This window comes from Paenibacillus albidus (assembly GCF_014644435.1).
GTDB lineage: Bacteria > Bacillota > Bacilli > Paenibacillales > Paenibacillaceae > Paenibacillus_AQ > Paenibacillus_AQ albidus.
Genome location: NZ_BMKR01000025.1, coordinates 16,828 through 39,691, shown reverse-complemented (window position 1 = coordinate 39,691; position 22,864 = coordinate 16,828). Strand labels below are relative to the sequence as shown.

Annotated in this window: 19 protein-coding genes and 1 pseudogene; 8 read left to right on the top strand and 12 right to left on the bottom strand. The window is 52.9% G+C overall.

Features of this window, described 5'->3' with window-relative positions; translation table 11 throughout:
• Positions 1–11 precede the first annotated feature (11 nt).
• Genes IEY53_RS23435 through IEY53_RS23420 form a run of 4 tightly spaced genes read right to left on the bottom strand, consistent with a single transcriptional unit; the run spans position 12 to position 3,808 of the window.
• Positions 12–1,085: an ABC transporter substrate-binding protein gene (locus tag IEY53_RS23435; protein ID WP_189029352.1), complete on the bottom strand. Its 1,074-nt coding sequence runs from the start codon at positions 1,083–1,085 to the stop codon at positions 12–14.
• Positions 1,082–1,909 carry an ABC transporter permease gene (locus IEY53_RS23430; protein ID WP_189029350.1) on the bottom strand — a complete coding sequence of 276 codons (828 nt, stop codon included), beginning with the start codon at positions 1,907–1,909 and terminating at the stop codon, positions 1,082–1,084. Before IEY53_RS23430 ends, IEY53_RS23435 begins: the two co-directional genes overlap by 4 nt.
• The gene (locus IEY53_RS23425; RefSeq protein ID WP_189029348.1) at positions 1,906–2,712 is read right to left on the bottom strand and encodes an ABC transporter permease; all 807 of its coding nucleotides are present in this window, start codon (positions 2,710–2,712) and stop codon (positions 1,906–1,908) included. Before IEY53_RS23425 ends, IEY53_RS23430 begins: the two co-directional genes overlap by 4 nt.
• Positions 2,702–3,808: an ABC transporter ATP-binding protein gene (locus tag IEY53_RS23420; protein WP_189029345.1), complete on the bottom strand. Its 1,107-nt coding sequence runs from the start codon at positions 3,806–3,808 to the stop codon at positions 2,702–2,704. The genes IEY53_RS23425 and IEY53_RS23420 overlap by 11 nt, the downstream gene beginning before the upstream one ends.
• A 314-nt stretch (positions 3,809–4,122) precedes the next feature.
• On the opposite strand from IEY53_RS23420, the gene IEY53_RS23415 reads away from it, so the two are divergent.
• Positions 4,123–5,196, top strand: coding sequence for an FUSC family protein (locus IEY53_RS23415; protein ID WP_189029343.1), 1,074 nt, complete (start codon positions 4,123–4,125; stop codon positions 5,194–5,196).
• A gap of 37 nt (positions 5,197–5,233) precedes the next feature.
• Here the strand turns inward: IEY53_RS23415 and IEY53_RS23410 are convergent, their stop codons facing one another.
• Together IEY53_RS23410 and IEY53_RS23405 are read right to left on the bottom strand one after the other, a co-directional pair.
• Entirely contained in the window at positions 5,234–5,836 is a 603-nt protein-coding gene (locus IEY53_RS23410; protein WP_229696303.1) for a flavin reductase family protein, read from the bottom strand.
• Positions 5,837–5,849: 13 nt separating this feature from the next.
• On the bottom strand, positions 5,850–6,749 hold the full coding sequence (locus IEY53_RS23405; RefSeq protein WP_189029339.1) for a DMT family transporter: 900 nt from the start codon (positions 6,747–6,749) through the stop codon (positions 5,850–5,852).
• A gap of 115 nt (positions 6,750–6,864) precedes the next feature.
• Here IEY53_RS23405 and IEY53_RS23400 point away from each other — a divergent pair, with 115 nt between their 5' ends.
• Entirely contained in the window at positions 6,865–7,839 is a 975-nt protein-coding gene (locus tag IEY53_RS23400) for an aldo/keto reductase (RefSeq protein WP_189029337.1), read from the top strand.
• Between the two features lie 126 nt (positions 7,840–7,965).
• On the opposite strand, the gene IEY53_RS23395 is transcribed toward IEY53_RS23400, so the two are convergent.
• Positions 7,966–9,135, bottom strand: coding sequence for an MFS transporter (locus tag IEY53_RS23395; protein WP_308424246.1), 1,170 nt, complete (start codon positions 9,133–9,135; stop codon positions 7,966–7,968).
• Between the two features lie 141 nt (positions 9,136–9,276).
• Between IEY53_RS23395 and IEY53_RS23390 the strand changes: the two genes are divergently transcribed.
• From IEY53_RS23390 to IEY53_RS23375, 4 genes and pseudogenes are all read left to right on the top strand, one after another.
• Positions 9,277–10,203 (top strand): LysR family transcriptional regulator, encoded by a 927-nt coding sequence (locus IEY53_RS23390; RefSeq protein WP_189029334.1) that lies wholly within the window; start codon positions 9,277–9,279, stop codon positions 10,201–10,203.
• On the top strand, positions 10,203–11,594 hold the full coding sequence (locus IEY53_RS23385) for an aldehyde dehydrogenase (protein WP_189029333.1): 1,392 nt from the start codon (positions 10,203–10,205) through the stop codon (positions 11,592–11,594). Before IEY53_RS23390 ends, IEY53_RS23385 begins: the two co-directional genes overlap by 1 nt.
• A gap of 89 nt (positions 11,595–11,683) precedes the next feature.
• Positions 11,684–11,995 (top strand): annotated as a pseudogene (locus tag IEY53_RS23380) (LacI family DNA-binding transcriptional regulator); the annotation flags it as partial.
• Positions 11,996–12,083: 88 nt separating this feature from the next.
• The gene (locus IEY53_RS23375) at positions 12,084–12,539 is read left to right on the top strand and encodes a DinB family protein (RefSeq protein ID WP_229696302.1); all 456 of its coding nucleotides are present in this window, start codon (positions 12,084–12,086) and stop codon (positions 12,537–12,539) included.
• A gap of 34 nt (positions 12,540–12,573) precedes the next feature.
• Here the strand turns inward: IEY53_RS23375 and pgmB are convergent, their stop codons facing one another.
• From pgmB to IEY53_RS23350, 5 genes are all read right to left on the bottom strand, one after another.
• Positions 12,574–15,582, bottom strand: a complete 3,009-nt coding sequence (gene pgmB, locus IEY53_RS23370) for a beta-phosphoglucomutase (RefSeq protein WP_229696301.1) — start codon at positions 15,580–15,582, stop codon at positions 12,574–12,576.
• 16 nt (positions 15,583–15,598) lie between these two features.
• Positions 15,599–16,690, bottom strand: a complete 1,092-nt coding sequence (locus IEY53_RS23365) for a carbohydrate ABC transporter permease (RefSeq protein WP_189029331.1) — start codon at positions 16,688–16,690, stop codon at positions 15,599–15,601.
• Entirely contained in the window at positions 16,690–17,772 is a 1,083-nt protein-coding gene (locus IEY53_RS23360; RefSeq protein WP_189029330.1) for a carbohydrate ABC transporter permease, read from the bottom strand. The genes IEY53_RS23365 and IEY53_RS23360 overlap by 1 nt, the downstream gene beginning before the upstream one ends.
• 111 nt (positions 17,773–17,883) lie before the next feature.
• A complete protein-coding gene (locus tag IEY53_RS23355; RefSeq protein WP_189029329.1) occupies positions 17,884–19,302 on the bottom strand; it encodes an ABC transporter substrate-binding protein in 1,419 nt (472 codons plus the stop codon).
• 222 nt (positions 19,303–19,524) lie between these two features.
• Positions 19,525–20,529 carry a LacI family DNA-binding transcriptional regulator gene (locus IEY53_RS23350; RefSeq protein ID WP_189029327.1) on the bottom strand — a complete coding sequence of 335 codons (1,005 nt, stop codon included), beginning with the start codon at positions 20,527–20,529 and terminating at the stop codon, positions 19,525–19,527.
• A gap of 250 nt (positions 20,530–20,779) precedes the next feature.
• On the opposite strand from IEY53_RS23350, the gene IEY53_RS23345 reads away from it, so the two are divergent.
• Together IEY53_RS23345 and IEY53_RS23340 are read left to right on the top strand one after the other, a co-directional pair.
• Positions 20,780–21,793 carry an LLM class flavin-dependent oxidoreductase gene (locus IEY53_RS23345; RefSeq protein WP_189029325.1) on the top strand — a complete coding sequence of 338 codons (1,014 nt, stop codon included), beginning with the start codon at positions 20,780–20,782 and terminating at the stop codon, positions 21,791–21,793.
• A 26-nt stretch (positions 21,794–21,819) separates the two neighbouring features.
• On the top strand, positions 21,820–22,509 hold the full coding sequence (locus IEY53_RS23340; RefSeq protein ID WP_189029323.1) for a hypothetical protein: 690 nt from the start codon (positions 21,820–21,822) through the stop codon (positions 22,507–22,509).
• The last annotated feature ends 355 nt before the right edge of the window (positions 22,510–22,864 follow it).

Here is a 22,864-nt window from a genome sequence, read left to right as displayed (position 1 = left end):
ATTCATTCAGATTACTTTTTGTTCATCTTAAACATCAGGAACAGCTCGTTGTAATGGGCCAGCATCCGCTTGCCCAGGTTGTCGTACACTTCCAGCCGGTCGGTGATTTCGGCGGGCGGATAGAAGCGCGTATCCTCCGCAATCTCCGGCGGCAGCAGCTTCATAGCTCCATCATTAGGCGTGGAATAGCCTACGTATTCCGCATTTTGGGCCGCCACTTCCGGACGAAGCATGAAATCAATGAACCGGTGCGCCCCTTCCACATTGGCGGCAGTGCGCGGAATCACCATGTTGTCGAACCAGATGTTCGAACCTTCCTCGGGAACGATGTAATCCAGCTTGTCGTTCTCATCCATGATCTCCGAAGCATCGCCGGACCAGACAATACCGACGGCGGCTTCTTCGCCTGCAAGCAGCATTTTGATCTCATCCCCCACAATCGCCTTTACGTTAGGGGACAACCGGTTCAGCTTGCTGAGCGCATCCTGCAAATGAGCTTCATTCTGGTCATTGACGGAATAGTTCAGACTGTTCAGCGCCATGCCCATTACTTCACGTGCTCCGTCCACCAGGAAGATATTGTTCTTCAGCCGGCTGTCCCACAGGGAGTTCCAACTGCTGAAGTCCATACCCTTGGTCAGCTCGGGGTTGTATATGATCCCGACGGTTCCCCAGAAATAAGGGACCGAAAACTGGTTGCCCGGATCAAACGACAGGTTCAGGAACCGCGGATTCAGATGGGCCAGGTTCGGAAGCTTGCTATGATCGAGCGGCAGCAGCAGCTTCTCCTCCCTCATCTTGGCAATCGCATAGTCAGAGGGAATGACCACATCAAAAGTTGTCCCCCCCTGCTGCACCTTGGTCAACATGGCCTCATTGGAATCGAAGGTCTGGTAAATCACCGTTATGCCGGTCTCTGCTTCGAACTGCTCCAGAAGCTCGGGATCCACGTAGTCTCCCCAGTTGTAGATAGTCAGCGTATTGCCGCCGGAGTAACCTTCGTTAGAATTCATCCATGCACCCAGATACATCAGGGCCAACGCGGTGACGACAATCGCCAGAAATGCATTCACCAATGGTTTCATCTAGGCACCCCCGCTTCTGCCGCAGGTTCGGCAATAGCCACCGCTGTACGGCTCTTGCGGCGTGTCAGGAAATAGTAGCCGATGACCAGCAAGATGGTGAACAGGAAAATCAGCGTTGAGAGTGCATTAATCGACAGCGATACACCCTGCCGGGCCCGGGAGTAGATTTCTACAGACAGCGTAGAGTATCCGTTGCCCGTAACAAAAAAGGTCACGGCAAAGTCATCCAGGGAATACGTCAGTGCCATGAAGAACCCGCTGAAAATTCCCGGCTTGATAATCGGCAGAATTACTTTGGTCAGCACATCGCGGCGGCTGGCCCCCAGATCACGTGCCGCATCGGTTAAAGTCGGGCTCATGTCCTGCAGATGCGGCAGAATCATCAGCACGGCAATCGGCACGCTGAAGGCCACATGCGAGAGCAGGACAGAAACGAAGCCGAGCTTGATGCCTGCGATGGTGAACAGGATCAGAAACGAAGCTCCGATAATGACGTCCGGACTGACGATAAGCACATTGTTCAGTGACAATAAAGTATTCTTGGCCCGGCGGTTCCGAACATACTGGATCGCCAGCGCCCCCAGGATCGCGATCAGGGTAGCAATGGCCGAGGACAGCAGCGCGATGACCAGGGTATTAATCACAATAATCATCAGCCGCGTATCCTGGACCACCTCGCGGTAATACTCGAGGGTGAAGCCCTCAAACCCATGCATCGTGCCGCCGCTGTTGAATGAATAGTACATTAGATAAAAGATCGGTGCGTACAGCACGGCAAACAGCAGAACCAGATACAGATTGGAGAAACCGTTGTTCTTCCTCATTTCTGCACCCCTTTCCGTGAGCCGCCCGTGAGCATCATGAATAGTGCCATAATGGCAATCAGGAATACCGCAACCGTAGAGCCCATTCCCCAATCCTGCGTAACCAGGAAATGCTGCTCAATCGCCGTCCCCAGTGTGATGACCCGGTTGCCTGCAATCAGGCGGGTAATCATGAACAGCGACAAAGCGGGAATAAATACCGCCATGCAGCCTGAGCGCACTCCTGAAATGGTCAGCGGAAATACTACCCTGCGGAAGGTTGTCCAGCCCGAGGCCCCCAGATCGCGTGCCGCATCCAGCAGCGACAAATTCAGCTCTTCCAGAGCGCTGAAGATCGGCAGAATCATGAACGGGATAAAGATATAGACCGATACAAACACAAAGCTGAAGCCCGTAAAGAGAATCTGCTGCTCCCCGATTCCAAACACATCGAACAAGTTATTCACCGGTCCGAAGGTGCCAAAGATTCCGATGAAGGCATAGGTTTTGAGCAGGAGATTAATCCAGGTCGGCAGAATGATCAGCAGCAGCCAAAGCTGCTTATGTTTGGTTCGCGTGAGCAGATAAGCCGCCGGATAGGCGACCAGCAGCGAGAAGGCCGTAATCAGGAACGCGTACCAGAAGGAGGTCAGCGTCATTTTTAGATAGACCGGTGTAAAAAAGTTCACGTAATTGCCCAGCGTAAAATGTCCGTCCAAGTCAAAAAGCGAATAGTAGAGGATCAGCAGCACCGGAGCAATAACGAACAAAGCGATCCAGAGATAATAAGGGATGAGATAATACGACCTGCCCTTATTGGTCATGGCTCTCCACCTCGGAGTAGGCTTCCAGACGTCTGTCGAACTCTTCCTCCGTTTCGCCGAAACGCATGACATGGATCGCTTCCGGGTCAAAATAGAGACCGATTTCACTGCCTACCGTCGCCTTGCGCGTGGAATGGACCAGCCACTCATGGCCGGAGTCATCGTAGCAGCTGATTTCATAATGTACGCCGCGGAACAGCTGGGAATCGACACGTACACGCAGTTTGCCCTGCTCCACCGTGGAAATCTCCAGATCCTCGGGGCGGATGACAATCTCAACCGACTCATTTGGCTTCAGGCCGGCATCCACACATTCAAAGCGGTGGCCATTAAATTCCACCAGAAAGTCATCAATCATGGTCCCGGGCACAATGTTGGACTCGCCGATAAAGTCGGCCACGAACCGGTTAATGGGCTCATCATAGATATCATTCGGCGTTCCGCTTTGTTCAATCCGCCCTTTGTTCATGACAAAGATCCAGTCGGACATAGCCAGCGCTTCCTCCTGGTCATGAGTCACGAAGATGAAGGTGATACCCAGGCGCTGCTGCATCTCCCGCAGAATATACTGCATTTCTGTGCGCAGCTTCAAATCCAGCGCCGACAACGGCTCGTCCAGCAGCAGCACCTGCGGCTCGTTGACGATTGCACGGGCAATAGCCACACGCTGACGCTGGCCGCCGGACATTTCGGTAATCGCACGCTGCTCATAACCCGCCAGGTTCACAAAACGCAGCGCTTCCAGCACCTTCTCCCTGATGACATCCTTCTTCAGCTTCTTGATGCGCAGGCCAAAGGCGATATTCTCGAATACGTTCAGATGCGGGAACAACGCATAGTCCTGAAAAACAGTATTGACCTGCCGTTCGTTGGCCGGAATGTGGTTGATAACCTTCCCATTTAAGTAGATCGAGCCGCCTGTCGGTTCGGCGAACCCGGCAATCAGGCGCAGAATCGTGGTTTTGCCACAGCCCGACGGTCCCAGCAGCGTATAGAATTTACCCCGTTCAATCTCAAAGCTGACCCCTTTCAGCACAGCTTCCTCATCATCATATTGCTTAGTAACTCCGTCAAAAGAAATAATCGTCTCTTCCAAGGCAGCTATAACTAACGACCTCCCTTACCTTATGTAGTCCTAACTATTTTACCCGCTTATGGCAGGCAGCAATCGAATAAGGCTGGACCCCCCGCCCTCAGGCGACAATTCCAGCTCTCATTCGACATATATGCATCTCTTATAGCATATAGGATTGCTCCATTATATACGATAGCTTATTTTGTTAAAATGGGGCGCAGAAACTTAACAACTTCGTAAAAACTACAGCCTTCGGTCTGCAAATTGAGGTGTTATAATGAAAACGGCTGAAAATGAAATGATTTTTCCTATATTTGCGAAAGAAGATGAAGCACATGCAAGAAGGATTACAAGACCGTCTGGAAAAATACGGTTTATCTCTTTATATGATACGTATTACACTCGCAGCCTCCCTGTCCTGGATAGCTGTCCATAGCCTGTACGGCGACCAATATCTCTACTTTGCCCCGCTGGCTGCCATTCTCGTGACTCAGGGGAGCGTTAAAGCTTCATTTGAAAAAGGTATTTACCGCCTGATCGGGATTATTCTCGGGGGGATTGTCAGTCTTGTGGTAGGCCAATTCCTGGATGTAGGCGCATTGTCCATTCTGCTGATTATGCTGATCGGGATCGGAATTGCCACCGCCTGCCGCATTAATATCCAGGCTGTGTCCCAGGTCGGCGTTACCTCCGTGCTGGCGCTTACCTTTTATCAGGAGCATTATGTACTGTGGAGAGTAGCCGAGACATTTATTGGCGTATTGATCGCCCTGCTCATCCATATGATCATCGTTCCTCCCAAAGGATTCGCCAAGGCCAAAGGATTGGCACTGCAAGCCAGCCTGCAGCTGGCTGATGCTTTGAGCGGCCTGTCCGCCGCCGGACGGGGCAAGCTCCAGTCCTCAGACGCACTTGCCCTGGCGGGAGAACGGCTCAAGCACAGCAGCCAACAGCAGAAAGAGCTGCATTATACTTTGTCACATGTACAATGCCGCGGGGAGCTGGGTGCATTGTCCCAAGCCACGGCGCATTTGAAGGTTATTCATACCTATGTCAAGCAAATTGCCGAAGAAGTCCGGCTGCTGCCCTCGCATTACGCCGCAGCGGACTGGATGGCAGAGGTGGTGGACGCTACGGCCGAGTGCATAGCTCTATACGGGACCATAACTCTCTCGGATGCCGAAGGCGGGCGCTCCTTGCCGCAAAGCCTGCGCCGGGCCCGTGACCTGCAGCTCGCTTCATTCTCTGAGCTGCAAGCCAATTGCTCTCTTACCATCATCCGCGATCTCGGTGCCGTCTTCTACCACTTGAACCGCGTGCTTGAAGAAGTCGAGCAGGCTTGCTACGCTGCCCGCTCTGCTGCGCCGCAGCAAGCCACGGCCGAAAGTGCGCGCGCATTCGCTTCTTGAAGAAAGGGCTATCCCAGAAGGTATAAGGGGATGGCCTTTAAGGCTCGAATCTCGGCCGCTCCATGTCGAACGTCTTGCCTACCTCCGCATAAGCGGCACCGGCCAGACGGCTCAGAGGCTTCAGCCTGCCGATGTTAATGCGTCCATTCTCATACACCTCATCCTCGATATAGAACCCCAGCACCTCGCCGATGAACATATCACAATGCCCCAGCTCCACATGCTGCACAAGGCGGCACTCCATGGCGATTTTACACTCCCGTACCCGCGGCACTGTCACCCGTTGTCCCGGAACTGCGGTCAGTCCCGCCAGCTCAAGTTCACTTATCCCGCTGGGCGCATTGATCGAAGTATGATGGATGGCTGTGATATTGTCCTCGTCCACCACATGCACCACGAACTCCTTAAGCCTCGCTACATTGCGGGCGGTGTCCTTCATCTCTCCATCCGGCTTCCGCACACAGGAGAACATTACCATTGCCGGGTCATCATTGACGATGTTAAAAAAACTGAACGGCGCGGCATTGACCACCCCTTCTTCATCCAGCGACGTTACAAAAGCGATCGGCCGCGGCACAACGCTGCCGATCAGCAGCCGGTAGTTGTCATACGCGGACTGCTCATCCGTACGAATATACACTAAAGTCTCCTCCTTATTGTCCATCCGGCATTTCTTTGACTGCATAACGCCGGAATTTCACATTTACCAGAATAATGCTGGTTACGATCAGCACCATCCCCAGCACCAGATTCAAGGTGATCTGTTCTTTTAACCATACCACACTGGTACCGATGGAGATAAGCGGAATCAAAAAGGTGAACGAGCCCACTTTGCCCGCCTCTCCTTCATTTATCAGCTTGAAATATACCAGCCAGCCGAGGGCAATCACAAACACAGCGATGAACAGTGTATCGGCAATAAACGTGGAGTTCCAGACAATATCGGACCACCGTTCTACCGCCGAGCCCGAGACCAGCAGAATAACGCCGCCAATCGTAATCTGCATGGCTGTCATCCATAACATGTCCACGCGTGCGGATTTTCTCTTGAGATACACAGTACCGAGTGCCCAGCTTAGTGCACTGGCCAACCCCAGCAGAATGCCCCAGAGTGATACACTTCCGGTGAAGCCGCCGAGACTCAGCGTGGCCACACCGACAAACCCGAGCAGCAGGCCGGCAATCTTGAGTCCGTACATGGATTCGCCCAGCCACAGCCAGGAGAATACCCCAAGCAGCACCGGCTGCAGGAAAACAATGGACGAGAATAGCCCTGCCGGTACATATTGCAAGCCAATCGTCTGAAAGCCATAGTAGAAGACAATGCTTAATATGGCGGAGGTCAGATAGACCGGCCACAATTGCCTGAAATGAAGCGCCTTAAGCCTTGGCAGAGCGATCAGAATAAGGATAATCCCGCCGATAACGGTACGGATTCCCGCAAATAACAACGGAGGCGCGTAAGCTAACGCTATTTTGGATATCGGCCAGTTGATGCCCCAGACGAGTATGAGGAAGATAAGTAGAATCATTGTTTTTTTCTGCGGCTGCATAGGCTCACTCCTTGTCTGGTGTTTCTACCAAATGATACAATAAATATTTGCTGCTGTGCGAATTAACGCCCCATCTCTTGAAAGATCAAAACCATTCACTACAGGAGGGATTGACATGAAATTTAACCGGCTGGGAAATAGCGGGCTCCAAGTGTCCGCTTTAGGACTTGGAACCAATGCTTTTGGTAAACGGGCGGACCCGCAGACATCCATCGATATTGTCCATGCTGCCCTTGACCACGGCATCAACTTCATAGATACCGCCAATATTTATGCCGGCACAGAGTCGGAGCGGATTATTGGCCTGGCGCTCGAAGGCAGACGGCAAACAGCCGTCCTGGCGACGAAGGCCGGCCTGATCCGCAGCGAAGGCCCCAATGGAAGCGGATCTTCACGCCATCATCTGCTGCAGGAGCTGGAAGGAAGTCTGCGCCGCCTGAAGACAGATTATGTTGATCTGTTCCAGATCCATACCTTTGATCCGAATACACCACTGGAAGAAACGCTGCGCACACTCGATGATATGGTATCCTCCGGCAAGGTGCGCTACATCGGCGCATCCAACTATGCAGCCTGGGAGCTGATGAAAGCGCTCGGAATCAGTGAAGCGCGAAACTGGGCAAGGTATGTCTCCATCCAGTGCAGTTATTCACTGGCCGACCGTACGCCCGAGACCGAGCTGCTGCCGCTGTGTCTCGACCAAGGCATCGGCATCATCCCTTATTTCCCATTGGCCGGCGGGATTCTTACCGGCAAATATCAGAACGGCGGCACAGCGCCGGCAGGCTCCAGAGCAGACACCGATCCCTCTTTCACCCGCTTCCTGAGCCAGGAACGGATTGGGCTTGGCAGTAAAGTGGGAGGCATCGCCGAAGAGCTGGGCACCTCTTCTACCATGCTGTCACTGGCCTGGCTAATGCAGCAGCCTGCTGTGTCCACGGTGATCGTCGGCGCTACACAAACTGCCCAGCTGCAGGAGAATCTCCGCAGCGCAGCGCTGACGCTGGACGAGCGCAGCTTGAAGCAGCTGGATGAAGCCAGCCGCCCCTTCCGCCATGGCGAACCCTTCGCCAGCTACCGGCTGCCCTAGAGGCGCCTAGGCCAGGATGATCTGATCCGGCCTGGTCCTTCTTTATACAGTAAGCAAAGCAGCGATTCTCCCATTACTCGGAAAATCGCTGCTTTGCATTTGTGTCATACTGGCGCTTAACGGCAATCAGCATTCCGCCCCCGCAGCAGTCTTCACTGCAGCGGCCGCTTGCCGGGCTCCCCGCCCTATCCAGAGCTGCACGACAATCATCAAGACGATGGCAACGGACATCAAGATTAACGCCGGTTGAAACGAACCGGAACCGTCATAGATTTGCCCTATGGCCAGTGGGCCCAAAGCCCCGAGGATATAGCCCCCGCCTTGGTTCATGGCGGACCAGGAACTGACTTCCTCCGGCTGCTTTGTCTCAAGAAGCGGGAGAAGAAGCGCCAGCGGGAATAATCCCCCTGCACCGATGCCAAGCAGCAGGGCACTGAACAATGGCGATCCCGAACTTAGCAGCAGCAGCATTCCGCTTAATTCAAACACGCTGCACAACACCAGCCAGAAAGTCCGCCGCTGAAATTTAGCTACGAGCACCGGTATTGCAATGCTCACAGGGATCTGAATCAGCGTGAACAACGTGAGTATCATTCCCGCTTCCTGTTGGGTATAGCCCATGGATTCGGCCATCGGAGCCAGCCATGCGGTAAGGGAATAGAACACACTGGCCATGAGCCCAAAGAATAAGGTCAGCAGCCAGGCCCGCGAATTGGCAACGGGCAGCTTATATTGCGCGGCCCGCTCCCTGGTCTGCGGCGGTGCCGGCCGGACGGCAATCTTCCACCAGCTGGCAAGAGCTGCTATAGACAACAACGACCACACGGCAAGGGAGTTCTGCCATGAGCCACCCAGCCAGTTGTACAGCGGAACCGATAATCCGGCTGCAAGCGAAGCTCCAAAAACAAGCGAAGCCGAATACACACTGACCAGGGCCGAGCCCTTGGGAAAATACTGCTTGATGAAGCCGGACAACAGGGGCCCGGCAATCCCGATCCCTACACCGGACAACAAAGCGGTCAGGATTAACCCTGAAGAGGAGGCCAGAACTCCCCTTGCAGCCGTAGCCGCACCGATCAGCACCAGCGATCCGAATATAGTGCGTTCCAGACCGAATCTTCGGCTGATCTGTACCGCAACGGGTGCGAAGATACCCATACATAAGACCGGCAATGTGGTCAGCAGGCTTGCAGTCATCCCGTTCATTGCCAAATCCCCCTTAATGTTGCTAAGCAACGGGGCGACCGATGTAATCACGGGACGCATATTCAGCGACGCAAAAAATAATGCGGCCAATAACAATACAACAGGCAATTTAATCCACTCCAAACCAGATAATTGGTGCTTCTAGAGTATAGGTTCATGAAACTTATTGTTCAATACTATTGTTTGAATTATTATAATAGAAACTAACTATAATAATAGGAGAGCTTGCTTATGGAAACCCGCCATCTTCATTACTTCCTGGCCGTCTGTGAGGAGCTTCATTTTACCAGAGCCGCAGAGAAACTGGGCATCAGCCAGCCTACTCTAAGCCAGCAAATCCGCGTACTCGAAGGGGAGCTGAATATGCCCCTGTTCGACCGCATCGGTAAAAAAACAGCGCTGACCGAAGCAGGCAGACTCCTAAAGGCCTACGCGTCCCGAATGATCCAAGATGAACGTAATGCCAAAAGTGCCATTGATGAGCTCCGCTCCGATTGCCGGGGAACGATCCGTCTGGGCGTGCTGCCCTCCGATCTGGATTACCGTCTAACCCCGCTGCTGATTCAATTTCATGCTGATTTTCCAAATATACGCCTGCAGGTCTTCGCTTCCACCCAGATCCAGCAGGAGGTGCTGGATAATAAGCTGGATATAGGCATCACCCTTCAGGGGCCGCGTGATATCCTGTTGATTGAAGAAGATCTGGGACGGGAGCCGTATCATTTCATCATCCGCAAGGATCATCCGTATGCCTCTCTTCAGACAATGGAGCTGTCCGCATTGCAGCATACACCGCTGGTAATGTATCCGCGCCATTTTTTGGGCAGAGAGCTGGTGGAGAATGTCTGCCGGGAAGCCGGTTTTACCCTGGAGCCCATTATGGAGACCGGCTCAGCCACCTCGCTCCTGCAATTGGTTCGGAGCGGGATTGGCGGAACGGTTCAGCCCCGCAGCCTGGTTGAACATATGGAGAACAGCGGCTTAAGCTCCATTCCGATCGTGAACACTGCGCCTTACCGCGAACTCAAGCTCATCTACCGGGGGGACCGCTACATCAGCCGGGCCACCCACACTTTTATCGACTGCCTGCGCAAATTCCTCAGGGATGACCTGCTGACTGCCAGGAACAGTGAGAATCAGGAATTGGAGGAAACATGATGACACAGCTGACTTCCCCGGATGTCGATCACATGCTGCGGGAACATAAACAGTTTATGGAGAGCGGCACGGCCGCTTCAGCAGCTTTCCGTATCCGGCAACTGCAGAACCTGAAGGAGAGCATCCGCCGCCATGAACAACGGATTATTGCCGCTTTGCATGAAGACCTGCACAAAAGCGAATTTGAAGCTTATGCAACAGAAATTGGTATTACGCTGAAAAGTATCAGCCATACGATTAAGCATTTAAGAAAGTGGATGAAACCGCTGAAGAGCGGTTCGCCGCTGCATTTATTTCCGTCCAAAAACTACGTCATCCACGAGCCTTACGGAACGGTGCTGATCATCGGCCCTTTTAATTATCCTTTCCAGCTGCTGATTGAACCGCTCATCGGAGCTATGGCTGCCGGGAACAGCGCTGTCCTGAAGCCCTCGGAGAATACACCTGCGGTATCGGCTGTAATAGAAGCGATTATTCAGGAGACCTTTGAGCCGCAATACATCCGTGTGGTACAGGGGGAAAAGGAAGTTACACAGCTGCTGATCCATGCCAGGTTCGATTATATTTTTTTCACAGGCAGTGTGCCGGTCGGCAAAATTGTGATGGAGGCGGCCGCCCGGAATCTGGTGCCCGTCACCCTGGAGCTGGGCGGGAAAAGCCCGGTCATCGTCGATAAGAGCGCAGATCTGGAGATGGCCGCCAAACGTATAACCTGGGGGAAACTAATCAATGCAGGGCAGACCTGTATTGCCCCTGATTATGTGCTGGTCCACCGGGATATCGCCGCTGAGCTGATCGTGAGACTCAAGCAGAATATACTCGGTTTCTATGGAACGGACGCCCGGCAGAGCCCCGACTATGGGCGGATTATAAACGAGCGGCAGCTGCACAGACTTGCGGATATACTAACGCGGGACGGGGAGAAGATCATAGCGGGCGGCAAGGTATGTCAGGAAGAGCGATATCTTGAACCTACGCTGCTCTACCCGTCCACCTGGGCTGATGCTGCCATGGAAGATGAGATTTTTGGTCCGATTCTGCCTATTTTGGAGTACGGAGAACTGGACGAAGCGATCCGCAGCATCAATGAGCGCCCCAAGCCGCTGGCCTTGTATCTGTTCACCCAGGACCAACTTGTGGAACAAGAGGTACTGGACCGGATTTCCTTTGGAGGCGGCTGCATCAATGACACGATCTCGCATGTATCCAGCACCGGACTGCCGTTCGGAGGCGTAGGGAATTCCGGGATCGGAGCCTATCACGGCAAGCACAGCTTCTCCTTGTTCTCCCACCGCAAAAGTATCGTGAAAAGAAGCACCCGGTTTGATCTCGGCATTGTCTATCCGCCCTATGGCGACAAGGTGAAATGGGCACGCAAGCTGCTCAAATAAAGACCGGAAATATAGACAGGGCTATGCTTTCCACGTTAGAATGAAGCTGAAAATACCAGAAATATCCGGATAACAGGAGACCCCTTACCATGCCTACCATAAAAGACGTTGCGCTGAGAGCCGGAGTATCGGTGACAACCGTATCCAGAGTTCTGAACAACCGGGGGTATTTGAGCGAAGAGCTGAAGCTTAAAGTAACCCGGGCCATGGATGAGCTGAATTATCGGCCAAATGAGCTGGCCCGTTCACTCAGCCGCTCCAAGTCCAATATTATCGGCCTGATTATCCCTCATGTGTCGCATCCATTCTTCGGGGAACTAACCAGCCATATTGAAGACTACGCCTACCGCAACGGGTATAAGCTCCTGCTCTGCAATTCCCAACTCGATAAACACAAGGAACTTCCTGTTGAATTAGAAGAAGGGGCGACCACCTGATAGGAGATCGCCCGGATTGGTAGATAGGCCAAAATGAGGAGGTTAGTTGATTATGTCTACGGTTTCTTGTTTGCAGACGTTGCTGCAGGAGGTTCCGCATGCTTTCCGCAGCTTATCCCCTGCCGAAGCGGTCCAGCCCCGGTCTGAAGGCAAATGGTCGCCTGTGCAAATTCTCGGTCATTTATGCGACTCCGCCCTCAACAATATATCCCGTTTCATCAATGTTCAGATTGAACCGCAGCCTCTGCGCCTTACCGTCTATGACCAGAACGAGTGGGCGGAAGCCCAGCACTACGGCAGCACTTCTCCCGAAGAGGTATTGCGGTTCTGGTTAAGTCTGAATGAGTCGGTGCTGCGGATCATTTCCAGCCTGAAGTCTGACCAATTAGCCCTGGTCTTCCTGCTCCCCGAAGGAGATACAATTACCCTGGAAGGGCTGATTAAGGATTATCTGGAGCATCTGGAGCATCATCTGGGGCAGATTTTCCCGGATCTCAGCTTCATTTAGCGGTCCTTGACCTCCGCTTAGTCGGGGACGGCCTTTATGGGCCGAACCCTTCCAGCAGCAGTTCCACGCTCAGCTCGGCCGTCGAAGACAGAACCCTGTCGGCCGCGCCAAGCAACCGGGCATCCCCAATACCTACCGCCAGCATGCCTGCTGCCTTGATCGCCGCTACACCGGCCGCCGCATCTTCCACACCCACGCAGCTTCGCGGGGAAACGCCCAGCAGCTCGGCTGCCTTCAGGAAGATTTCCGGGTCGGGCTTGCCCTTGCGGACACTTCCCGGATCAACAACGGCCTGGAACCAGCTCCCTGCTTCCAGACGCTCCAGGATGTAGGCAGCGTTCCGGCTGGCCGAAGCCAGCCCGGCGGCAATGCCGCGCTCCCGCAGTCCATGCAGCAGCTCACCGATTCCCGGCAGCAGATCTGCCGGGGTAATCCGTTTGATCTGCTGCAGATAGAGCTCATTCTTCTTGCGTGCAAGTGCCGCCTTGTCGGCTTCAGAGAAGTGCAGGCCGCTGTCCTCCAGCACTATTTCCAAAGATTCCATCCGGCTGATGCCTTTCAGCCTTTCATTCTTGCTGCGGTCAAAGGGAATACCCAGCTCGTCCGCCACCGCTTTCCAGGCCAAATAATGATATTCGGCGGAATCGGTAATGACACCATCCAGATCAAAAATCACCGCCTTGAGCTGCTTCGCCAGCGAAATCCGGACCGGCGTGAATGGAGACAGCTTGACACTGTGTCCTCTGTGCCGGATCTCCAGCCCCTCTCCTTCCAGCAGTGTATACGTAACCTCCTCCGGCTCCACGAAGATGTCCACCAGCTGGCCACGGTTCGTGACCTTGAAGCGGAAGCTGTCCCACTGCGGCGGCAGAGCCGGATTAAAGCACAATAATCCGTCATACAGCCGCATCCCGCCAAAACCGTTCACAATCGACATCCAGGAGCCTGCCATGGCTGCCGTATGCAGCCCGTCTTTGGCATTGCAGTTAATATCGTCCAGATCCATACGCACGGTGCGCCCAAAATAGGCGTTGGCCGCTTCCAAATCTCCAATTTCAGCCGCAACAATGCTGTGGATGCATGGGGACAACGAAGAATCATGTGTCGTCAGCGGTTCATAATAATTATAATTGCGGATCTTGTCGGCCAAAGAGAACTGTTCCCCTAGCAGGAACATCGCCATAACGAGGTCAGCCTGCTTCAGTACCTGATGACGGTAAATGACCAGGGGATGGAAGTTCAGCAGCAGCGGATATTTATCCTCCGGCGTATGCTCGAAATCCCATTTTTTCTTGGTCAAAAAGGTGTCATCCTGAGCGTATATGCCGAGCTCCCCGTCAAACGGAATAAACATCTTCTCCGCCGCTTCCTGCCAGCCTGCAATCTCTTCTTCCGTCAGGCCAATTCCGCGCTGCAGGCGTTCATAATGCCGGGGATAGGCACGCCGCAGCCAGCTTGCGGTCTCCACAGCATAGTGGAGCTGGTCCTGCACCATAAGGTTGGTGTAGGCGTTATTGTTGACAATCGCCGTATACTCATCGGGACCCGTGACGGCATCAATGCAGAAGGCACCACCCCGCGCCGGGTTGAAATGGCCCAGATCGGCCCAGAAGCGGGAGGTTTCAAACAGAATTTCCGCACCTTTGTCCGCCAGGAAATCATAGTCTCCCGTAGCCAGCACATATTGTTTGATCCCGTAAGCGATATCGGCGTTAATATGCATCTGCGCGGTCCCGGCCGGAAAATAAGCCGAATTCTCCTCCCCGTCAATAGTCCGCCAAGGATATAGCGCCCCCCGCTGCGACATGACGGCCGCCCGCTCCCGCGCCTTGCCCAGTGTGGCATAGCGGAATTCCAGCAAGGACCGGGCGATTCCCGGCTGGGTATAGGTAAAAAAAGGCAGCATGTACATTTCGGTGTCCCAGAAATAATGCCCTTCGTACCCTTCCCCAGTCAAGCCTTTGGCTCCGATATTCGTCACCCCGTCGCGGCCTGCCGATTGCAGCAGCTGAAACGCATTGAAGCGGATACCTTGCTGAAGTGCGGGATCGCCCATGATTTCTACATCGGTATGAGTCCAGAACCGGTCCAGATAAGCCCGCTGTTCCCCAAGCAGGCCGGCAAAGCCACGCGCTTCGGCGAGCTGCAGTACCTCCTCTGCCTTGGTCATCAATTCCTCTTCCGCATAGTCCCTGGATGTGTGGTAAGAGATGTATTTGCTGAGCGAGGCACTTTCACCGTTCTGCAGCCGCACAGTGAACTCCACGGAAAGCCGCTCTCCTTCGAGCTGCTCCCGGGTTTCATAATCCGAGCTGGCAGCCAGCTTGTGGCTCATCGCCGTCAGCAGGGCAAACCGGGTATGGCGCGTCCGCTGCTTCATCCACAGGAAAGGCTGACCCTCCCCGTATCCGGCAGCTTCCGGCAGCAGGCTCGGCTCCGCGCTGCCCGCCCCCAGACGCGGATCATCCGTAACCTCCGGTCTGGCGATGGTGCCGTCCATAGCAGATGTAAATGCCACGGTCCCGCTGAAATTGAGCGCGGTAACCTCGTAATGGATGGCCGCCAGATGTTTATGCTGCAAAGCCACCATACGCCGGATCTTCAGCAGCACCCGCTGTCCGGCAGGCGCCTCCCATTCCAGTTCCCGGAGCAGAATTCCGCTGCGCATATCCAGCGTCCGCTTATACCGGTGCACCTGCCCGCTGCTTAGCCGGAAAGGCTGGCCATCGATGCTAAGTTCAATAATTTTGGCATCGGTGACGTTGAGCATGGCCTGATTACGTGCAGGATAGCCATAAGCTCCCTCAGGATAAACAATCGGTTCGGAATCATAGAAGCCGTTCAAATAGTTCCCGGTTACAGATGTCCCTTTATCGCCATGGTATCCTTCCTCGAAATTACCGCGTATTCCAATATAACCATTGCCCAGAGCAAACACACTCTCGCTCCGCTGATTGTTCTCTTCCTGATAGGTTTCCTCCTCCAGGCTCCACTCCCGGTAAGGATATAATGCAGCAGGGTGTTTGTATGGTTTCATCTTCATGTCTATACCGCTCCTCTCAACCTTTGACGGATCCGCCCATCAGCCCTCTGACGAAATACTTTTGCAGCAGGAAGAAAATGGCCAGCGGCATCAGCATCGAGATAAAGGCGGCGGAAGTCAGCAAATGCCAGTCGTTCCCGCGCGAACCGACGAGGTCGGCAATCTTCATCGACATGACCTGCACAGAAGGCTGGTTCCCGATGAAGATCAGCGAGACCAGGTAGTCATTCCATACCCACAGGAACTGAAAAATACCGATGGAAGCCAGCGCGGGTACGGACAAAGGTAATATCAACCGGCTGAATATCGTGAAATGGCTGGCGCCGTCGATAAAGGCCGATTCAAACAGATCCTTGGGCAGCTGACTGATAAAGTTGTACATAAAATAAGTGACCAGCGGCAATCCAAAAGCGGTATGGGCCAGCCAAATGCCCAGATAGCTGCCGTTCAGTCCCAGCGAGGTGTAATCCTTAAGCACCGGGATCAGCGCAACCTGAATCGGGATAACCAGCATCGCAATAATAATGACGAACAGCGTACGCCGTCCGGGAAACCGCAGCCAGGCAAAGGCGTAAGCGGCAAAAGAAGCGATCAGCACCGGAATGACCGTAGCCGGAACGGCAATGGTCAAGGTGTTCCAGAAGGCTTGGGACAAGCCGGTCCCTTTTTGCACCGTCTCACTGCCATCGGCTTCCTTCAGCTTGTATTCCTTGCCTGAGAGAACATTATTGTAATTGTCCAGCGTAAGATCAGGTTTTATCTTCCAGCCCTGTTCCTGCTGATTAACTGTGCGTGCACGGCGGTTCTCCCACAGCAAGCGGCTGCCGTCCGCCATAACTCCGGCTTTGAGCTGCTCATCCGTGTAGGTCTTGCCGCCGACTTCAATCGGCTGTCGCAGATCGGTCTCCTTGTCCAGCTGAATCGTCTCGCCGGCAGTCCATTCCTGGTGCGGGAAAACTTTCCACCAGCCTGTCTGCAGAATATCTGCCGCCGGACGGAAGGACGAGATGAACAAGCCTAGCGTTGGCAGCAGCCAAATGAGGCAGATCACCCCCAGCACAATATTGACAACCGTTTTGCTCCCTTTTTTCTTCTTTTTCCCTACCATTAGAATCCCCCCTGCTTGCGGAACTGACGCAGATTAATGAAGATTACGGGCAATACTGCGATCAGCAGTACAATGGCCAGGGTCGAACCATAGCCGAAATTACGGTACATGAAGAACTGCCGGTAGAACTGTGTTGCTACAACTTCTGTATCGTATTGACCACCCGTCATCACCATGACGACGTCAAATATTTTCAGGGTAAAGACAATAATAGTTGTGGTGACAGTCAGGATCGTAGCTGAAATATAAGGGATCATGATTCCGAAAAAGATCTTCACCTCGTTCGCCCCGTCAACCCGGGCAGCCTCCAGTATATCCTCCGGCACCCCTTTGATGGCTGCGGAGAAAATGACCATGGCAAATCCCGTCTGCATCCAGATCAGAATCACAATGAGAAAAAAGTTGTTCCACGGCTGCAGCATACTCGTCCAAGCCTGCGGTTCGCCGCCAAAATAAGTCACAATGGCATTCAAGAGTCCAATTTGTTCATCGCCCGGCTGATAATAGTATACAAATTTCCAGATTACACCTGCGGCGACAAAGGAAATCGCCATCGGCATGAAGATGATGGACTTGGCGATTTTTTCATAGCTGCTGCGGTCCGCCAAAATGGCGATGAGCAGCCCAAAAGCCACGCAGGCCAATGTCCCGACGAATACCCAGAGCAGATTGTTGCGCAGTGCCGTCGCCATAAGCCGGTCGCTGAAGATTGCGGCATAATTTCCGAGTCCGATGAACTTCTCCGAGGAAGCATCAAAAAAGCTTAAATACAACGTGCGCAGCGCGGGCAATATGAGCAGCCAGCCCAGAAGGATTACCGCCGGCCCAACGAAAACAAAGGGAAGAACCTTGCGGCGGATAGCATCCGGATACTGCTCTACTGCCCATGTCAGGGTATAGTAGATCAAATAGACGCCCAGCACGCCCCACAGAACGGCAAGCACCGCGGTCAGCAGCGGATGAAGCGTCGAATCCCGAAAAAAGAGAAAGATCAGGCCATTCACCACAATATTGGCTAACAATACGCCAAGGGATAAAAGCACCGCCCTGATGCTGATGCCTTGCTTTGCTGGTGTACCCATATTAGCTCCTCCTAAAAGTTCTGCCTGTACCGCTTCGTACAACAAAAAAGAGGGGCGGATGAATCGCGCTCTTCGCTGCCCCTCTTCATGTTGTAGTTCTATACAGGACGACTAGTTATTCCAGCCTGATTGGATCTGCTCCAGAGCCTGATCCAGTGTTGCCGTTCCACTGACGTAATCGGTCATGCCTTTCCAGAAGGTACCTGCGCCTACTTTGCCGGGCATCAAGTCCGATCCGTCAAAACGGAGGGTGGAGGCATCTTGAACCAGCTTTGCCATGCGGCGGTCAGATTCCGAGGTGTACCAGTCCAGGGAGGCATCGTTCATCGGAGCAATCACTCCGCCCGACTCTACCCAGCTCTTGATGGATTCGCCTGTCGTAAAGAACTCCATCACCGCGCGCACTTCCGGGCGATCATTGAACATAGCGTAGATATCGCCTGCTACAAGTACCGGTTTGCCGTATTGAGGGTCAATCGGCGGCAGGTAGAACCAGTCGTAATCTTCGTCAACCTTGGCTGTTTCAGGGAAAAAGCTGGTGATGAAGTTGCCCAGCATATTGAACCAGGCTTTAGGCGGGTTCTCGAACATCGGTTTAGGCGCATCGCCAAAAGCTGTGGTTACGATAGATTTCGCACCGCCATAGACGTAGTCTTCGTTCAGCCAGATCTTGGACATGATTTCTACCGCATTCTTCACTTCTGGTGAAGTAAATGCCAGTTCCCCGCTTACCCACTTGTCATAATTCTCAGGGGTAGTGGTCCGGAGCAGGATATTCTCCACCCAGTCCGTTGCCGGCCAGCCAGTTGCCGCTCCGCTTTCAATGCCGATGGCCCAGGCAGGATCGCCGTCCTTGGCGATCTGTTCGGTCAGAGCCATCATGTCGTCCCAAGTCTCAGGCACCTTGTAGCCGGCTTCCTCGAATTGCTTCTTTGGATACCAGACCAGACTCTTCACGTTGCTGCGATTCCAGATCCCGGCCATAATCTTGCCGTCTTTCCCGTCCATAGTGGACATATCCAGCCAGCTTTTGTTATAGTTGGCGGTTAGTTTGGCTTGATCCAGCACATTCGTCAGATCGACTACTTTTCCGGTCTTGGCGATGGAGGCGAGCAGTCCCGGCTGCGGGAAGTCAGCGATATCCGGTGCATTCCCCCCGTCTACGCGGATGTTGATGGTGGCTTCGAACTCCTTGGAGCCCTCATACTGGATATCAATCCCTGTTTTTTCTTCAAACGCTTTGATGCTGTTCTCGAATTTCACCTGGTCTGCATCGACGAAAGGCCCGAACATCGTTACTTTTGTTCCCTTATAGTCACCATTCATCGCCATTTCCAGTGGTGATCCCTTTGCAGTACCTCCTGCATCAGTCGATTCCGGGGTGTTGGTCGCAGCCGCGCTGTTTGTTTCTGCCGGTGCTTCTGTAGGTGCTGCATTGTTGGTGTTGCCTCCGCATCCGCTAAGCAATACTGTAAAGGAAAGGCCCACCGTTAATGCGAGTGACATTTTACGTCCCGAGGTTTTCTTCATCTTCTCAAACATCCCCTTTAAATGATTTAGAGATTACCGCTTCCTCCTAACACCGCCATCCATCCGGACCGCTGTGGGATCACCTCCTTGCAAAGCTTTTCAAATGGTAAACTTCAGAACTATCATTTATTTACTTTTAATCAAATCATAAGGTAATAACGCTTACATTTCCATGCTATCACAAGACTTCTCCTTTTATCAATAACGATAAACCACTTTGCTTCATCTCTCCCGGGACGACTCCCGGACAATCAGCTTATGCTCCATGATTTCCCTCAGCGTTGCTACATTGCCTGTTGTGAGCAGTTCATGCAGTTTCTCGGCGGCACGGTAACCCAATTCGTAGATCGGCTGGGCGACGGTGGTCAGCTTTGGAATGAACATCGACGACATCCGCAGATTGTCAAAACCCACTACCGATACCTGGCCAGGCACAAGAATATTACAGTCTTTGAGATAGGAAATCGCCCCCATGGCAAACTCATCAGCGACACAAAAAACGGCGGTTAATTCAGGATGTGCATGAAACAGCTCGTGTGCGGCTTGATAGGCATGCTCGAAACGGTGGTTGGCATAACGGATCTTATCCTTATTGTGGCGGAGGCCGGATTCTGACAAGGCTCTTACAAATCCGTCGTAACGCGGCGGACCGGAGACCGAATTATCATGATCAAAACCGATCATGCCTATCTCCCTGTGGCCCAGCTCAATAAGAAACCTTACAGCATCATAGGCGGCTGCTTCATCATCAATCTCTACGGAAGGAATGTCATATTCATCAGAGTGCGATGAAACGAGCACAAAGGGAATGCTGCAGCCCGCCAGCTTGTCGTAATATTCGGGATACAGCCTGTCGCTGGCTAAAACAATACCGTCAACCTGCTTCTCATGAAAATTATCAATGTACGACAAAAGCCGTTCCTTGTCGCGGTCCGTATTGCAGATCATCAGGCTGTACCCCAATGAAATGCAGGCATCTTGCATGCCCCGTATCACCCCGGCAAAATAAAGATTCTCGATGTCGGGTATAAGCAGGCCCAGTGTAAAGGATTTCTTGTAGATCAGACCGCGCGCAAATGCATTCGGCTGATACTGCAGCTTCTGGATCGCCTCCATCACGCGGATGCGTTTGCTCTCTACCACGGTATTCGGCGCGTTCATCACACGGGAGACCGTACTGATAGAGACATGAGCCATTCTGGCAACATCTCGTATAGTTGGCTTCATAGGTATACTTCCTTTTTTTTAGAAAACCTTTTCAACAGGATTATAGCAAGGCCTTAGCCAATTGACAAGAGTTTTATTGAAGCGCTTACAATTAATCTGAAAAGCTTCTCAAATGCCCGTTTCCAAGCATCATCAACTTACTTAAAGTGTGTAAATTATTTAAGATATGTTATAATGAACAGGTTAGTTCTGATAAGGGCTGCAAATACTGTTTATAGATGCCTAGGCATCATTACGGGAGGGATTCATTGTGAAGCAACTGAAGGACATTCCTATCTCTGTCCTGGACCTGGCCCCGATTATCCAGGGGGGCACAGCAGCTGATTCTTTTCATAATTCATTAGATCTGGCCCGTCACGCCGAGGCGTGGGGGTATCACCGTTATTGGCTGGCAGAACATCATAATATGCCCGGCATAGCCAGCTCCGCCACTTCACTCGTCATCGGGCATATTGCCGCCGGCACCAAGAGCATCCGCGTCGGCTCCGGCGGAATTATGCTTCCCAACCACGCACCGCTCGTCATTGCCGAGCAGTTCGGCACGCTGGAGTCCCTGTACCCGGGACGCATCGATCTCGGTCTGGGCAGAGCGCCAGGCTCCGACCAGCCGGCTGCCCGCGCACTCCGCCGGGGTCTCGGCAGTGACGGGAGTGATTTCCCGGAGCAGCTCAGCGAGCTCAGAGCCTATTTCGATCCGGATGGCGCAGGTTCCCGTCCGCCGGGAGTACGCGCCGTACCCGGCGAAGGGTTGAATGTTCCGATCTGGCTGCTCGGCTCCAGCGGTTTCAGCGCACGTCTGGCAGGCCAGCTGGGCTTGCCGTTTGCTTTTGCCAGCCACTTCGCACCGGAATATGTGCTGCCGGCCCTGCACCTGTACCGCAGCAACTTCCAGCCTTCCGAAGCTCTGGATAAACCGCATGTGATGATAGGACTGGGAATCACGGCCGCCGATACTGTGGAAGAGGCAAGAAGACTGGCTACTTCGCAGCAGCAGCAATTCCTTAATATCATCCGCGGACGTTCCGGCATGCTTCAGCCGCCGGTAGACAGCATGGATGGACTATGGTCCGTGCAGGAGCGGGCCATCCTGCTGGAGAAGCAGCATTACTCCATTGCGGGAGACAAGGCTGCCGTGACAGCAAGGCTGCAGCAAATTCTTGAAGAAACAGAGGCCGATGAATGGATCATCGCTTCGCAAATTTATGATCACAAGGCCCGTCTGCATTCGTATGAGCTTGTAGCCGAGGCCATTCTTAACAGCTAGAAGCGGATGTAGCGGAAAAAGCACAGATGAAAGGCATAAATGCCTTTGGATCCGCGGTTGTACCGGAAAAAGCTCGATTGAAAGGCATAAATGCCTTTGGATTCGCGGCTGTACCGGAAACAGCTCGATTGGAAGGCATAAATGCCTCTGGATCCACGGCTGTACCGGAAAAAGCTCAGATGGAAGGCATAAATGCCTTTGGATTCGCAGCTGTACCGGAAACAGCTCAGATAGAAGGCATAAATGCCTTTGGATTCGCGGCTGCAACGGAAAAAGCTCGATTGGAAGGCATAAATGCCTTTGGATCAGCGACTGCAACGGAAAAAGCTCGATTGGAAGGCATAAATGCCTCTGGATCCGCGGCTGTACCGGAAAAAGCTCGATTGGAAGGCATAAATGCCTTTGGATTCGCGGCTATACCGAAAACAGCTCGATTGGAAGGCATAAATGCCTTTGGATTCACGGCTGTACCGGAAAAAGCTCGATTGGAAGGCATAAATGCCTTTGGATTCGCGGCTGTACCGGAAAAAGCTCGATTGAAAGGCATAAATGCCTTTGGATTCGCGGCTGTAGCGGAAACAGCTCGATTGAAAGGCATAAATGCCTTTGGATTCGCGGCTGTAGCGGAAACAGCTCGATTGGAAGGCATTTATGCCTTTGGATTCACGGCTGTGCGAAAGAAGAACAAGCGAAACTCCCACTTTAAGTTTGTCTGAACGTGTGCACCAGAACCAACAGATCAAACCGGCTACCGGCCGGATAACCTAAAGAGCAAAGCGACCCGAAACGGACCCTGCCTTTCACTCCGTATCGGGTCGCTTTGCTTTTTTATCTTTGTAATAAAAGACGTTCTTTATAAAACACAAAATCGGATATAGCAATTCAAAGAAATAAAGAGTTATACCGAGAAATCGCATCTAAAATAACACTAACCTATAATTAACGACGCATTTCCATTGTCTTTTAAGCGAATATAGTGTTTTTCTTTAAATCAGAAATTGACTATACTTTACTTATTCGTTATAACGAACAACAAGCGTGATCTCTGCCGCTATCCGTATCAAGCTGTTC